Raw genomic sequence first — 13,358 nt, 5'->3', positions numbered from 1 at the left:
AATCGTCGGGTCGGACAGCCCGCATGCCGTGTACGGTCAGCCGAGGAGGGATCGCCTGAAGCTATTCTTGGGGCAAGTTCTCAGAGAGCATTGACCTTCTGTCGAGCAACTCGAGACATGACGAACGATCAGATCTGATTATCAAAACGGGTCGCGGCAGCTGACAAACCTGCCTGAAGGCGGCCTCCATGGATGGGTGACAATGACTATTGCGATTGACGCAGCTCGCCTCACCGAGCGTATCAAAGAACTGGGCTCGACCGGCCGAGACGAAGCTGGTCGCCTCTGCCGTGTTGCCGGCACCGATGCCGATCGCGAGGGGCGAGACCTTCTTTGTGAATGGTTGAAGCAGGCAGGCCTGCGGATCGAAGTCGACCGCATTGGTAACATCTATGGCATCTGGGAGCCGGAAGATGCTTCAGGTGAGCCGGTCGTGATGGGATCCCATATCGATACGGTCATCGACGCCGGCATCTACGATGGCTGCTTTGGCGTGCTGGCGGGTTTGGCAGTGATCGAAGCAATGCAGCAAGCGAGCCTTCGACCGGCCCGGCCTCTCGCCGTAGTCGCCTACACCAACGAAGAGGGCGTACGCTTCGCTCCTGACATGATGGGCAGCCTCGTCGCGGCCGGAGGACTCGCTACCGACGATGCTCTTTCTGCCATCGGGACCGACGGAACCACCCTTGGTGCAGAGCTTGCTCGTATCGGCTACGCCGGATCCCGAGAACCGGGATTCCTGCGACCCCATGCTTACGTCGAACTTCACATAGAACAGGGCCCTGTCTTGGAAGCCGAAGGCCTGCCTATCGGTGCTGTCGAAAACCTCCAGGGCATTTCGTGGCAAAGGGTGTCAATAACCGGCACGGCGAACCACGCAGGAACCACGCCCATGGTGATGCGTCGCGATGCCGGTGTTGCAGCGGGACGAGTTATCGCCTTCCTTGATGACCTAGCGCGAAGAACGCAGGACGCCGTGGCGACGGTCGGCACCATCCGATTCGAACCGAACGCGATCAACGTGATTCCGTCAGCCGCTATTTTCACCGTCGACCTGAGGAATCCCGACGAGGATCGGCTGAAATCTCAGGAGGCGGCGCTTCAGAGGTTCTTGGACGGACTTGTCATCGAAGGCTACGAGGTAAGGACCGAGCGTTTGGCTCGCTTTGAGCCGGTGATATTCGCGCCTGAAATTGTGAGCGCCGTTGAGGAGTCCGCTGGCCAGCGGCAGCTACTCTGCCGGCGAATGACGTCAGGCGCAGGTCACGACGCGCAAATGATAGCGCGCGTTGCGCCGGCGGCAATGATATTCGTGCCATCGAAGGGCGGGATTAGTCATAACCCCGCAGAGTTCACGGCCGATCATGAGCTGATCGCGGGCGCAAACGTCCTTCTCGATGTCGCGAGGAAGCTGAGCCAATGAGTAAGAGGGTTCAACGCTTGACCCGACGCACGCCTCGAACGTCGCCGACGCGAAACGCTCATTTGAGGGCGTGAGCGAGAGGGATTTCTGCGATATCCGGGTGAAATTGTAGCGCCGTGATCACATTGAGGACGGTATCTATGATGAACTTGCTCAACGGAAGATGACGCCATGTTGCTCCGCAATACTCTCAGTGACTATCGTTCTGCACTCGATCCTTCCGATGCCGACGCTCTCGGCATTGAGGCGGCTCAAGCGGTGGAGCGCTTTCTCCAACATCGAGAGGGGGCGACCCCGACCCCACTGGTTTCCCTTCCGGCTCTTGCGCGTCGCTTGGGTGTCGAGTCCGTATACCTCAAGGACGAGGGACACCGCCTTGGTCTCGGCAGCTTCAAAGCGCTCGGAGGAGCTTATGCCGTCATCCAGCTTGTCCTCGAGTTAGCGTCTAAACAACTCGGCCGTCCGGTCGACGTTTCCGAGTGGCGCTCACCTGAGGTGGCCGCAGTCGCCGCGGGACTAACGGTGACCTGTGCTACCGACGGCAACCACGGCCGGTCGGTGGCACAAGGCGCGCAACTGGTCGGCGCAAACTGCGTCATCTTTGTCCATGCGGGCGTTAGTGACGAGCGATGCCGAGCGATCGCCCGCTATGGTGCTCGCATCGAGCATGTTGAGGGCAACTACGATGATTCCGTTGCGACGGCTTCGAGTGTCGCCAGCGAGCGGGGCTGGATCGTGGTCTCCGACACATCGTGGCCAGGTTATGAACGCATCCCGCACCTTGTCATGCAGGGCTACACGGCACTGCTTCGTGAGGCGCTTGCAACGCTACCGAAGCCTCCAACCCACGTGTTTGTTCAAGCAGGTGTCGGCGGGATTGCTGCGGCAGTTGCGGCACATTTTGCACTCGTCTTCGGGAATGACAGACCTTTCCTCACTGTGGTGGACCCGGCGCGAGCCGCCTGCCTTTTTGAGAGTGCCAAGGCCGGCCACATCTTAAAGATTCCGCATGACAAGCCGACGGTCATGGCGATGCTCGAATGCTACGAGCCATCCCTGGTTGCCTGGCGAATTCTCTCCCGCGTTGCCGATGCTTTCATGACCGTTGAGGACGATGAGGCGATCGCGACGATGAAGGATCTCGCGTATCCCGTCGACGGCGATCCGGCAATCGTCGCCGGCGAAAGCGGCGGCGTCGGTCTCGCTGGATTGGCAAAGGTGGCGGGTGAGCCGGCGCTGCGTGCCGAGATCGGGCTCGGCCCAGATTCATCCGTCTTCCTGATCAATACCGAGGGGGCGACTGATCCGGTGCTCTATCGGAAGCTTGTGGGCATTCGTCCCGAGGACGTCACGGCAAGAGCGCTCAGCAAGCATTGAACTGCAAAGAGCTCAATTCACTGGGGAGCGCACCGCGAAGGAAACGGAGGCACTCTCAGCGCGCGGAACGGCCACGACGTCAGACGTCGCATCGGGCGTCGAGGAGTTCGGCCACCCGCGTGCCTGCAAACGAAAGCCCTGGACCACCCCGTAAGGCCCGAGCCCGGCGGCCCCGTATCGACGGCGGGGCATCGCTACATCCAGCTTGCTGGACCCGTCCTAAAGCGGCAGGATGCGGTTCAGCAGATCGAGCAGCGTGCGCTGCTCGACCTCGCTGAGCGGCGCCAGCATCCTTTCATTGTAGGGCTGCGTCAGCCTTGCCCCCTCGGCAATGAGTTTTGCCCCCTTCGGCGTCAGCATGAGCTCGACCGCGCGGCGATCGGATTTCGAGCGGTTGCGCCTGATGAAGCCGGACGATTCCAGCTCGTTCAGGATCTTGATCAGGTTCGGCAAACGCAGCCGGAGCAGGCTGGCGAGGCTGCTCGGCGGCACGCCGGGATTATCGCGGACGACGGCGAAGATCGCATAGGTCGCCGGCGTCAGGCCGAGGGCAGCAAATTCCTCGTAGAAGCCCTCGAAGAATTTCAGCTGCGCAAGGCGCAGCATGAAGCCGGGGGTCCGCTGCAGCGCGTGCAAATCCAGCGACCTCTCCGACTGCGGGGCCGACTTAGCTCCGGATCTTACCGGTTTCGAGCTCATGATCCTCAATCCAGGACGGGGCGAATTGACACTCTCAAAAATAGCTATAAAATATAACTATTATTCAGCGGCGCCAAGACCGCATATGCAAGAGCGCACATGGGAGGGACACAATGAACAGTAAATTCCTGCACAAATTGTGCATTTTGGCCCTGATGCTGGTCGTCGCGGTACCAGCCTTCGCGCAGGATGTCGTCAAGATCGGCATCCTGAACGACCAGTCGGGTCCGTTTGCAAGCTATCAGGGCACCGGCTCGGTCGTCGCAGCCAAGATGGCCGTCGAGGATTTCGGCGGAAAGGCCGCCGGCAAGCCGGTCGAGGTCGTCGCGGCCGACCATCAGAACAAGACCGACATCGGGATCGGCATCGCCCGGCGCTGGTACGAGAACGAGAGCGTCGATGCGATCTTCGACATTCCGAACTCGTCGATCGCGCTCGCGGTCGCCGGCATGAGCGCCGAGAAAAACAAGGTGTTCGTCGGATCTGGCGCCGGTACGGTCCTGCTGACCGGCGAGAAGTGCACGCCGAACACAGTGCACTGGACCTACGACACCTATGCCTATGGGCGCGGCCTCGGGAAAGCGATCGTGCAGCAGGGCGGCAAGAAATGGTTCTTCATCACCGCCGACTATGCCTTCGGTCATGATCTGGAGAAGCAGGCCGCGGAGGCCGTGAAAGCCTCCGGCGGCGAGGTGCTCGGCAGCGTGCGGCATCCGCTCGGAACGGCCGACTACGCCTCGTTTCTGCTGCAGGCGCAGGCTTCGGGCGCGAACGTGATCGGCTTCGCCAATGCCGGCGACGACACTATCACCTCGATGAAGCAAGCCGCCGAGTTCGGGCTGACCAAGGACCACAGACTGGTCGGATTGATCCTGGGCATGAACGGCCTTCCCTCGCTCGGCCTGAACTTTGCGCAGGGCGCGCAGATCATGAATCCGTTCTACTGGGACCTGAACGACGGCACGCGCGCGTTCGCCAAGCGCTTCGCCGAGCGGATTCCCTCGAAGGCCTATCCGAACGACATGCAGGCCGGCGTCTATGTCTCGGTCATTCACTACCTCAAGGCGGTCGACAAGGCCGGCGGCGCCAAGGACGGCAAGGCCGTCGTCGCCGCAATGAAGGAGATGCCGACCGACGATCCGCTGTTCGGCAAGGGCTATATCCGCAAGGACGGACGCAAGATTCATCCGCTCTATTTGCTCCAGGTGAAGTCGCCCGAGGAATCGACCTCCGCATGGGATCTCTTGAAGGTCGTCGCCACCATCAAGGGCGAGGACGCGTTCCGCGCCGAGAGCGAAGGCCAGTGCCCGCTTAGCAAGCAATAACGGCGGAACTGACCCATGAGCGGCATCGCCTCCAGCCCGGTCGACCCTTTTGCTCCCGACTTCCTGATGGACCCCTATCCTGCCTATGCGTCGCTGCGCGCGCTCGGGCCTGTGTTCGAATTGGAGCGTTACGGCGTATGGGCCATGGCGGGCTATGCCGAGGTCGAGCCGGCCCTGAAGGACTGGAAGACCTTCATCAGTGGCGAAGGCGTCGGGCTGCACGGGATGAACCCTGCACTGCCAAAGCCGCTGACGCTGCAGATCGATCCGCCCGACCATGACAAGGGTCGCCGGGTCCTGGGCCGTACGCTGTCGCCGGGCGTCGCGAGGAAGTTGCGCGAGACGTTCCAGCGCGAGGCGGAGAAGAAAGTCTCGGAGCTGATCGACAAAGGCACGTTCGATGCCGTGACCGATCTTGCCGAAGCCTATCCGATGAAGGTGTTTCCGGACGCGATCGGCATCCGGCCGGACGGCCGCGAGAAGCTGCTGGCCTGGAGCACCTTCGTGTTCAACAGCTTCGGGCCGGAGAACGAGATGCTGGCCGCATCGCGCGAAACTGGCCTCGCCGCCCAGAACTGGATCATGCAATGTTGTGCGCGCGATGCACTACGGCCCGACAGCCTCGGCATGATGATCTACCAAGCGGCCGACGAGGGCGAGATCACCGAGCACGAGGCAACGCATCTGGTGCGGCCGTTCCTCACCGCCGGGATCGACACCACCGTCAACGGCATCGGCAACACCCTGCTCGCGCTCGCCACGCATCCGGATGAGTACCGCAAGCTCCACCACAGGCCGGAGCTAGCGCGCAATGCTTTCGAGGAAGGGCTGCGCTACGATTCACCGGTGCAGACGTTCTTTCGCACCACCTCGCGCGACGTCGAGATCGGAGGCGGCGTGATCCCTGCACACCGCAAGGTGCTGCTGTTCATGGCCTCCGCCAACCGCGATCCGGCGCGGTGGGACCGAGCCGATCGCTTCGAAGTCGAGCGGGTTGCGACCGGCCACGTCGGCTTCGGCGCCGGCATCCACGCCTGCGTCGGCCAGATGATCGCGCGCCTGGAAGGCGAGTTGATCTTCAGCGAGCTTGCTAGGCGCGTGAAGACCATCGAGCTCGCGGCGGAGCCGAAACGCAGGCTCAACAATTCCCTGCGCGGGCTGGAGAGCATGCCGTTGCGTGTGGCGGCGGCATGAGCTGTATCACGCACGCGGTCGGCCCGCTTTAAGGTCAAACGGTCGCAACGACCTTTGGCCAATTGCGAGACTTCTGGATCAAGGAAAAAGTGCCGGGCTGTCGCAACCTGAGCTACAACAGCCCGGCAAGTCTTGGGAGGAACAACGCAGACATCTGCGACCGTTCCAAACATCGTGTGAACGATATATGGTCACGGTTGAAGCCAGGAAAAACTTCAAAATTCTTTGAGCCACTAAAGTCCACGGTGAAGTAGGCTCAGTGCCCCTTCCAATTTGGCTTTCGTTTCTCCGCAAACGCCTGTGGCCCTTCCACCGCATCCGCAGAAGCGAGCATCGCCTTCATGGCCGGGTATTCCCACTCCTCTGAAACTCCCTCGGAAATGGAGCGCGACAGCCCCCGGAGAACCGCTTCCTTGGTGGCACGGACCGACATGGGGCTACAGGCAAGGATCTCGGCGGCCCAACGTCTGGCCGCCTCAAGAACGTCGCCGCTCACCACCTCATTGACGAGACCCAGAGAGAACGCTTCCTCCGCATTGACCCGGCGCCCTGTCAGCATCATGCCCATCGCTCGCTTCAAGCCGATTTCATGAGGCAGCCGCTGGATTCCTCCGGCGAGAGCCGCCAAGCCGACACGTGGCTCGGGCAGAGCGAACACAGCATTCTCTGAGGCGACGACGATGTCGCACGCCAGCGCGATCTCAAATCCGCCTCCCATCGCAACTCCGTTGACTGCTGCAATCACCGGCTTTGCCAGATCAAAACGCTTCGTCAGACCCCCGAAGCCTTTGGCTGGGGTCACGAGCCCTCCACCGGCGGCCTGTTGCTTCAGGTCGTGCCCCGCACAGAAGGCTTTCGGTCCTGCTCCCGTGATGATCGCCACCCACTGGTCGTCATCGGAAGCAAACTTGTCGAAGACGTTTTCGAGTTCCGCGTGGCAAGCTGCGTTCAAGGCGTTGTGTGCCTCGGGCCTGTTGATCGTAACGATCGTGCACTGGCTTTCGCGTGCGACCTTGACATGTTCGTACCCCATGAGAGCTTAGCCTTTCGAAATGGAACTGCTTGTGGTGGACGCGAGATGGACTACTCGTGCGTGATCCGGCGTAGGGCTTCGCAAGTCGCTCGGGACAGCGACTCGCGATCAAAACCCCCTGATGGTTGCAAACTCCGACAAGTCGGCGCGGTCAGCGCGCAAGCTGTTAATCGGATGTGCGCGGTCTATGTAACCAAGAGCCATGCCGCAGAAGAGCATCAGATGGGGCGGCAGCTCGATGAATTCGGCAACCGTCTTGTGCCAGAGCGCCCAGGCCTCTTGCGGACAGGTGCTCAATCCCTTCTCCATCGCGAGCAACATGATGGACTGCATATACATACCGAGATCGGCCCATTGCCCAGGCTCCATCTGGCGATCGATGGCGAAAAATAGTCCGACGGGTGCGCCGAAAAAGTTGAAATTCTTGGCAAGCTGACTTAGGCGCGCGGCTTTGTCCTCGCGCGGAATTCCAATCGTGCGATAGAGATCCTCGCCGTTCTTGAATCGCCGACTTCTATACGGCGCTTTCAGTTCCGGTGGGTAAATGTTGTATTCTGACTTCTCGCCCATCGGGCTGGCCTTGACGCGCTCGGCCATCAACGCCTTGAAGCGAGCAAGCTCCTGGCCGCCCAGCGCCCAGACATGCCACGGCTGCAGATTTCCGCCGGAAGGCGAGCGGCTGGCCGCAACCAGGATTTCTTTGACAATCTCTCCGGGGACCGGGAAGTCCAAGAATGCCCGTACTGAGGTCCGCGAATTCAACGCATCCGAAACTTTCATAGCATTTTCTCCGAAACCTAATCGAGGAGTGTCGTCAGCCGATCCGGACGACCATCTTTCCTAGGGCCGAGCGCGTCGTCATCGCTTTGAACGCTTCGTGGAATTCCTCGAACGCAAAGACCTTTCCCACGACAGGAACAAGCGTCTTGTCGCTCAACCAAGTGAACAGCTGGGCGATGACCCGATCTCGGACATCCGGTTCACGACGACCAATCTGCGCGAGGTCGACCCCCAGCAGCGCCCCTCCCTTTAGAAGAGGCAGATTGAACCGCAGCGCCGGAATCGTTCCGGAGGCAAAACCAACCACCAAGTGCCGTCCATTCCAAGCGATCGAACGGAATGCCTGAAGGCTTAGATCTCCACCAACGGGATCATAGATCACGTCCGCACCGTGACCACCGGTGAGCTCCTTGAACTCGTCGCGCCACCCTTCACGTGTGTAATCCAGGCCCGCGTCTGCACCATAATTGATCGCAAATTGTCGCTTCTCCTCAGTCGAAGCCGCCGCGATGACGCGGGCACCCAGCAGCTTTCCGACCTGGACAGCAGCTATTCCGACGCCGCCGGCAGCTCCCAGAATCAGGAGTGTCTCGCCTTCTTGTAGCTTTCCCCGAGCGCTGAGCGCATACAGCGCGGTCAGGTAATTAGCGAAGAAGGAGGCGCCGACCTCCGGCTCTATGCCCTTCGGCGTGACGAACAGGTCGCCTGCCGGGACGCAAATATATTCGGCAAGGCCACCATTTATGACCATCCCGATCACGGGCGTGCCGGGCGCTAAGCCCTCAACATCAGCGGCCGCCTCGTCGACGACGCCGGCAAACTCCGATCCGGGCGTAAACGGCAACGGGTCCTTGGTCTGATACAGGCCCTGCACTTTCAAGCCGTCCACGAAGCCGACCGCAGCCGCCTGAATTCGGACGCGGACCATCCCCGCCGACAATTCGGGCCTGGCAACTTCCTTAATGGTGATATTTTCGATGCTGTCGTAGTTTTGGACCAGGACTGCTTTCATGAGATCCTCTTGAGCGAGCGGCCGATCCGGATCGACCATCGAGTTCACGCGATAGAATTCAGCGACCTCTAGAGCGCTCTGGAGATCACTTCCTTCATCATTTCACTGGTTCCGCCGTAGATGCGCTGCACGCGAGCGTCGGCATACATGCGGGCAATGAGATACTCGTTCATGAACCCGTACCCGCCGTGCAGCTGCAAGCACTCATCGATGACCCTGCCCTGCTGCTCCGACGCCCAGAGTTTGGCCATCGATGCCGTTGCCGCATCGAGCGTGCCGGAAACCAACGCTTCGACGCACTCGTCGACAAAGCTGCGCGTCACCTTCGTGATGGTCGCCAACTCGGCCAGTCGATATTTCGTGTTCTGAAATTCGGCAATCGACTTTCCGAACGCCTTGCGCTCCCGGACGAAGGCAAGTGTGGCCTCGAGAGCGCCCTCCATTGCTGCCACGGCCATGACGCCGATAATCGTGCGCTCATACGGCAAATCTGACATCAATTGATAGAAGCCACGCCCTTCCACTCCACCGAGCAGATTTGAGGCCGGCACGACGACCTCGTCGAAGAACAGCTCAGAAGTATCCTGAGCCTTCAATCCGAGCTTATCGAGCAACCGGCCGACCCTAAAGCCGGGAGATTTTGCAGGCTCGACCAGAATGATAGACATTCCGCTCGCACGCTCGGCTGGACTAGTCTTCGCGACGACGAGCACCAAACCAGCAAGAAGACCGTTAGAAATGAAGGTCTTTGAGCCGTTAATCACATAGCTATCACCGCGCTTTTCGGCCCGGGTCCGAATGGATTGGAGATCCGAGCCCGCCCCCGGCTCAGTCATGGCAATCGCTCCCACGAGCTCTCCACGCGCCAAGCGCGGCAAGTATTCGCGCCTTTGCTCCTCGGTCCCGTGGTTCAGCAGATAATGCGCGACGATCGTGTGGACGGAAGGGTTCATTCCCGTCAGCCCGCGGCGCGCCATCCCATCGTAAAAGACCGCTTCGTGCCGAAAGTCCCCTCCGCCACCGCCATATTCGGTCGGAATGTCCGAACAGAGAAGCCCAAGCGCTCCGGCCTTCAGCCACAGTTCGTGCCCGACGTTGCCTCGTTCGCGCGCCTCTTCGTCTTGTGGCGCCATTTCCTTGTCGATGAACCGGGATACTGTGTCCCGATACATCTCAAGGTCAGAATCGAGCCAAGAGGGTTGATAGTTGATCATGCGTTTCACTCATCGATTCTACGAACGCAGCGATTGCGCTTCCGGCAGTCCGGGTTCGGTATTTGTGCAAACGCTACCGATTGCACCTACCGCGCATGCCTTCGACAACGTCCACACTTCATGCTGTGTCGAAGGCATGCGTCGCGGTCATCTGTGCGCGATTTACTCGGTCGTGTCCCCGTTGATCACGTCTCCAAACAGCTCCCACTTCCCGCCGCTAAAGCGCATCAGCCGAAGCTGACTGATCGGAGCAAAGTCGGTCGGCGAGGTGTTCACGTAGATTCCTGGCAGGAGTGCCTCGGTTCGCCAGTCCTTCAGGTTGGCAGCCTGCTTCATGACGTTCTCGCGGGTGAGATCGTCGCCGCATTGCTTCAAGGTCTGGGCCAACGTCTCGGCAAGCGCATAGCCGGTGATCAGCAAGATATCGCGCTTGTTGCCTTCGGGATAATACTTGCTCAGAAAGCTCTGAAATTCCTTCATTCCAGGATCATTGTCCCACTGCGGATCCGCCGGATCCTTCAAGTAGGTGGCGGAGATGATTCCTTGCGCGTTCTCGAAGCCGGCAGGTTTGATCACGCTGCCGACCGACGCCGAGACATTGCTAAGAATGTGCAATGGCTTCCACTCAATTTCAGCAATCTTCTTGATCGCCTGAGCCGCGAATTTTGGGGAGCTGATATCGACCAACGTATCGGCACCCGTCGCTTTGAGCTTGACGATGTGACTGTCGATCGTCGGCTCTGTCGTCTCGTAGCTTTCCTCTGCGATGATCTGCGCGCCGAGCTTATCCTTGAGACCCTTCAGGTAGTCCTTTCCGAGATCATCGTTCTGAAAGAATACGGCGACTTTGGCGTTTGGCTTCTCCTTGAGGATGTACTTCGCGTAGGCGCGCGCCTCGCTCTGGTAGGAGGGTTGCCAGCCGGTGGTCCAAGGGAAGTTCTTCGGGTCGTTGAACTTGGTGGCGCCCGCCGCCACGAACAGCTGCGGGACCTTCTTGGAGTTGAGGTATTTCTGGATAGCCGTGTTGTTGGCCGTCCCCAGCGGATCGAACATGAGCAGAACTTCATCGCTCTCCACCAGCTTGCGCGTCTGCTCGACAGCCTTGGGAGGCGAGTACGCGTCGTCATAGCTGATGAAGTTGACCTTGCGACCGTTGATCCCGCCCTTGTCGTTGATCATCTTGAAGTAAGCGGCCTCAACCTGGCCGATGACGCCATAGGCCGATCCTGGACCACTGTACGGCATGAGGTTGCCGACTTTGATCTCTGTGTCGGTGGCCCCGGTGTCGTAGTTTTTTTGCGCGAGCGCGGCGCCGGAGGCCAGCGTCATTGCGGCTGCCGCCAGCGCTGCCGTCCCAATAGTCCGTGCAAACATATGTTCTCTCCTTGTTGAGTTTCACTTCTGTTTTACTTTGGCGATCCAGCCTTCGCTTAGGATCGCGACCTGCCTTGCGCCATGAGGCACCAGGAAGATGACGAGGAACAGCAGCACGCCGAAGATCGCGCCGGAGAGGCCTTTGGAGAAGCCCTCCGCAATGTTCGGCACGAAGATGATGAAGGCGGCTCCCACGATGGAGCCAGGCAACCAGCCGACGCCGCCGACGACCATGCCGAGGAACAGCAAGATCGCGAGGTTGATGGTGTAGCTGTCCGGAGCCACGAACTGCACCGCGATGGCCCCGAGGCCGCCGGCGACCCCGGTGATGGCGGCGGAGACGCCGAAGGCCAGCGTTTTGTAGAGCGCTACATTGACGCCCATGGCGGAGGCCGCGATCTCATTGTCGCGGATGGCCATGAAGGCGCGGCCCGAGCGGGAGCGCAGCAGGTTCACCGAGGCGATGTAGATCGCGAGCACGACGACGAGCGTGAAGTAGTAGAGCCACATGTCCTGGGACATCTTCAGGCCGAACGGCGCATCGGGCTTGGTGACGACGAGGCCCTGCACGCCGCCGGTCCACGGCTCGAGGAAGTTCAGCTTGAGCAGCTGCGGCATCGCGGTGGCGAGCGCGAAGGTGGCAAGCGCAAGATAGACGCCGGAGAGCCGCAAGGCCGGCTGGCCGAACAGGAAGCCCGCGCCGAAGCAGAGCACGCCCGCGACCGGCAGGCAGAGGAAATAGGGGATGTTGAACTGCTCCATCATGACAGCGGTGACATAGGCACCGATGCCGTAGAACGCGCTCTGGCCGAGCGAGAACTGGCCGGAGCCGCCGGTCAGGATGTTCAGCGCCAGCACCGCGAGGCCCAGATAGAGCAGCTGGGTCAGCTGGAAGATCACGAAATTCTTCGCGAACAGCGGAACGACAATGAGGAGCAGCAACACCACCACCGAGGTGCCGGTGCCCAGTGTCATGGCCCGCTTCGGAACGGCCTCGACCGCCTCGTTGCCTTCGGCGACGACTTCTTCTGCTGCGCTCATGATCAAACTCGCTTGACGATTTGCCGGCCGAACAGACCAGCGGGTTTGACGACCAGCACGGAGATGATCAGCGCGAGCGCGATCGGGAGTTTCAGCTCGTTGCCGACGCCGGGAATGTAGGTGCCGGCGAGGTTCTCGAAGATGCCGACCAGGAAGCCGCCGACCACGGCGCCGAACGGGCTGGTCAGTCCGCCGAGCACGGCGGCGGCAAAGCCGTAGATCAGCACGCCGCCCATCATGTTGGGCTCGAGGAACACCACGGGGGCGATCAGCATGCCGGCGATCGAGCCGATCGCGGTCGCCATGCCCCAGCCCAGCGCGATCATCCAGCTGGTGTTGATACCGACCAGACGCGCCGATTCAGGCACCGAGGCGGCCGCGCGCATGGCAAGGCCGATCCTTGTGTACTGGAAGAAGAAGTAGAGGCCGAGCAGCAGCAGCACGGTGACGCCGATCATGCCGGCCTGGTGGGTCGAGATCAGCTGGCTGCCGAGAAACGGCGAGGAGCCGAACGGGGTCGGGTATTGCTTGATGGTGAAGTCCCAGATCAGGCCCGCCGACGAGTTGATGATCGCAAACAGCGCGATGAAGCCGGCGACGTTGGTCAGAACAGGCGCCTTGGCGAGCGGCTTGAACAGGATGCGCTCGATGGCGATGCCGGCGACGAAGGAGAACGCCAGCGTGATGATGAAAGCGCCCCAATAGGGCACGCCCCACTGCATCAACTGCCAGGAGATGAAGGTCGAGAACATCGCCATCTCGCCCTGCGCGAAGTTGAGATGGTCGATCGCCTGGTAGATCATGACCACGGCGAGCGCCATGCAGGCGTAGATGGCGCCCGTGGCAATCCCGGCCAGCACCTGATTAGTGAAAAGCTCCATCGTGC

The 13,358-nt window shown here is 60.7% G+C and carries 12 protein-coding genes; 4 read left to right on the top strand and 8 right to left on the bottom strand.

What is annotated here, in order from left to right:
- Positions 1-202: 202 nt before the first annotated feature.
- Positions 203-1,423 (top strand): allantoate amidohydrolase, encoded by a 1,221-nt coding sequence (locus ACV1FX_RS32180; protein ID WP_473121562.1) that lies wholly within the window; start codon positions 203-205, stop codon positions 1,421-1,423.
- A 171-nt stretch (positions 1,424-1,594) separates the two neighbouring features.
- Positions 1,595-2,800 carry a diaminopropionate ammonia-lyase gene (locus ACV1FX_RS32175; RefSeq protein ID WP_473121561.1) on the top strand — a complete coding sequence of 402 codons (1,206 nt, stop codon included), beginning with the start codon at positions 1,595-1,597 and terminating at the stop codon, positions 2,798-2,800.
- A 219-nt stretch (positions 2,801-3,019) separates the two neighbouring features.
- Here the strand turns inward: ACV1FX_RS32175 and ACV1FX_RS32170 are convergent, their stop codons facing one another.
- Positions 3,020-3,499 carry a MarR family winged helix-turn-helix transcriptional regulator gene (locus ACV1FX_RS32170; RefSeq protein ID WP_473121560.1) on the bottom strand — a complete coding sequence of 160 codons (480 nt, stop codon included), beginning with the start codon at positions 3,497-3,499 and terminating at the stop codon, positions 3,020-3,022.
- A 113-nt stretch (positions 3,500-3,612) separates the two neighbouring features.
- Here ACV1FX_RS32170 and ACV1FX_RS32165 point away from each other — a divergent pair, with 113 nt between their 5' ends.
- Together ACV1FX_RS32165 and ACV1FX_RS32160 are read left to right on the top strand one after the other, a co-directional pair.
- Positions 3,613-4,824 carry an ABC transporter substrate-binding protein gene (locus ACV1FX_RS32165; protein ID WP_473121559.1) on the top strand — a complete coding sequence of 404 codons (1,212 nt, stop codon included), beginning with the start codon at positions 3,613-3,615 and terminating at the stop codon, positions 4,822-4,824.
- A 15-nt stretch (positions 4,825-4,839) separates the two neighbouring features.
- On the top strand, positions 4,840-6,018 hold the full coding sequence (locus ACV1FX_RS32160) for a cytochrome P450 (protein ID WP_473121558.1): 1,179 nt from the start codon (positions 4,840-4,842) through the stop codon (positions 6,016-6,018).
- A 256-nt stretch (positions 6,019-6,274) separates the two neighbouring features.
- Here the strand turns inward: ACV1FX_RS32160 and ACV1FX_RS32155 are convergent, their stop codons facing one another.
- The 7 genes from ACV1FX_RS32155 to ACV1FX_RS32125 form a co-directional block, all read right to left on the bottom strand.
- Entirely contained in the window at positions 6,275-7,051 is a 777-nt protein-coding gene (locus ACV1FX_RS32155) for an enoyl-CoA hydratase-related protein (protein WP_473121557.1), read from the bottom strand.
- Positions 7,052-7,159: 108 nt separating this feature from the next.
- Positions 7,160-7,831: a nitroreductase gene (locus ACV1FX_RS32150; RefSeq protein ID WP_473121556.1), complete on the bottom strand. Its 672-nt coding sequence runs from the start codon at positions 7,829-7,831 to the stop codon at positions 7,160-7,162.
- Between the two features lie 34 nt (positions 7,832-7,865).
- On the bottom strand, positions 7,866-8,843 hold the full coding sequence (locus ACV1FX_RS32145; RefSeq protein ID WP_473121555.1) for an NADPH:quinone oxidoreductase family protein: 978 nt from the start codon (positions 8,841-8,843) through the stop codon (positions 7,866-7,868).
- Positions 8,844-8,911: 68 nt separating this feature from the next.
- Positions 8,912-10,057: an acyl-CoA dehydrogenase family protein gene (locus ACV1FX_RS32140; protein WP_473121554.1), complete on the bottom strand. Its 1,146-nt coding sequence runs from the start codon at positions 10,055-10,057 to the stop codon at positions 8,912-8,914.
- 162 nt (positions 10,058-10,219) lie between these two features.
- Entirely contained in the window at positions 10,220-11,431 is a 1,212-nt protein-coding gene (locus ACV1FX_RS32135) for an ABC transporter substrate-binding protein (RefSeq protein WP_473121553.1), read from the bottom strand.
- Between the two features lie 21 nt (positions 11,432-11,452).
- On the bottom strand, positions 11,453-12,472 hold the full coding sequence (locus tag ACV1FX_RS32130; RefSeq protein WP_473121552.1) for a branched-chain amino acid ABC transporter permease: 1,020 nt from the start codon (positions 12,470-12,472) through the stop codon (positions 11,453-11,455).
- Positions 12,473-12,474: 2 nt separating this feature from the next.
- Positions 12,475-13,353 (bottom strand): branched-chain amino acid ABC transporter permease, encoded by an 879-nt coding sequence (locus tag ACV1FX_RS32125; protein ID WP_473121551.1) that lies wholly within the window; start codon positions 13,351-13,353, stop codon positions 12,475-12,477.
- Between the last annotated feature and the right edge of the window lie 5 nt (positions 13,354-13,358).

This window comes from Bradyrhizobium ingae, from assembly GCF_055791185.1.
The sequence above is the reverse complement of the archived record's forward strand: the minus strand, read 5'-3'. Positions and strand labels throughout refer to the sequence as shown.

Bases quoted from the DNA above. Each gene is read 5' to 3' on its own strand.
- ACV1FX_RS32180 (WP_473121562.1), top strand. From the start codon at position 203: ATGACTATTGCGATTGACGCAGCTCGCCTCACCGAGCGTATCAAAGAA.
- ACV1FX_RS32175 (WP_473121561.1), top strand. From the start codon at position 1,595: ATGTTGCTCCGCAATACTCTCAGTGACTATCGTTCTGCACTCGATCCT.
- ACV1FX_RS32170 (WP_473121560.1), bottom strand. From the start codon at position 3,499: ATGAGCTCGAAACCGGTAAGATCCGGAGCTAAGTCGGCCCCGCAGTCG.
- ACV1FX_RS32165 (WP_473121559.1), top strand. From the start codon at position 3,613: ATGAACAGTAAATTCCTGCACAAATTGTGCATTTTGGCCCTGATGCTG.
- ACV1FX_RS32160 (WP_473121558.1), top strand. From the start codon at position 4,840: ATGAGCGGCATCGCCTCCAGCCCGGTCGACCCTTTTGCTCCCGACTTC.
- ACV1FX_RS32155 (WP_473121557.1), bottom strand. From the start codon at position 7,051: ATGGGGTACGAACATGTCAAGGTCGCACGCGAAAGCCAGTGCACGATC.
- ACV1FX_RS32150 (WP_473121556.1), bottom strand. From the start codon at position 7,831: ATGAAAGTTTCGGATGCGTTGAATTCGCGGACCTCAGTACGGGCATTC.
- ACV1FX_RS32145 (WP_473121555.1), bottom strand. From the start codon at position 8,843: ATGAAAGCAGTCCTGGTCCAAAACTACGACAGCATCGAAAATATCACC.
- ACV1FX_RS32140 (WP_473121554.1), bottom strand. From the start codon at position 10,057: ATGATCAACTATCAACCCTCTTGGCTCGATTCTGACCTTGAGATGTAT.
- ACV1FX_RS32135 (WP_473121553.1), bottom strand. From the start codon at position 11,431: ATGTTTGCACGGACTATTGGGACGGCAGCGCTGGCGGCAGCCGCAATG.
- ACV1FX_RS32130 (WP_473121552.1), bottom strand. From the start codon at position 12,472: ATGAGCGCAGCAGAAGAAGTCGTCGCCGAAGGCAACGAGGCGGTCGAG.
- ACV1FX_RS32125 (WP_473121551.1), bottom strand. From the start codon at position 13,353: ATGGAGCTTTTCACTAATCAGGTGCTGGCCGGGATTGCCACGGGCGCC.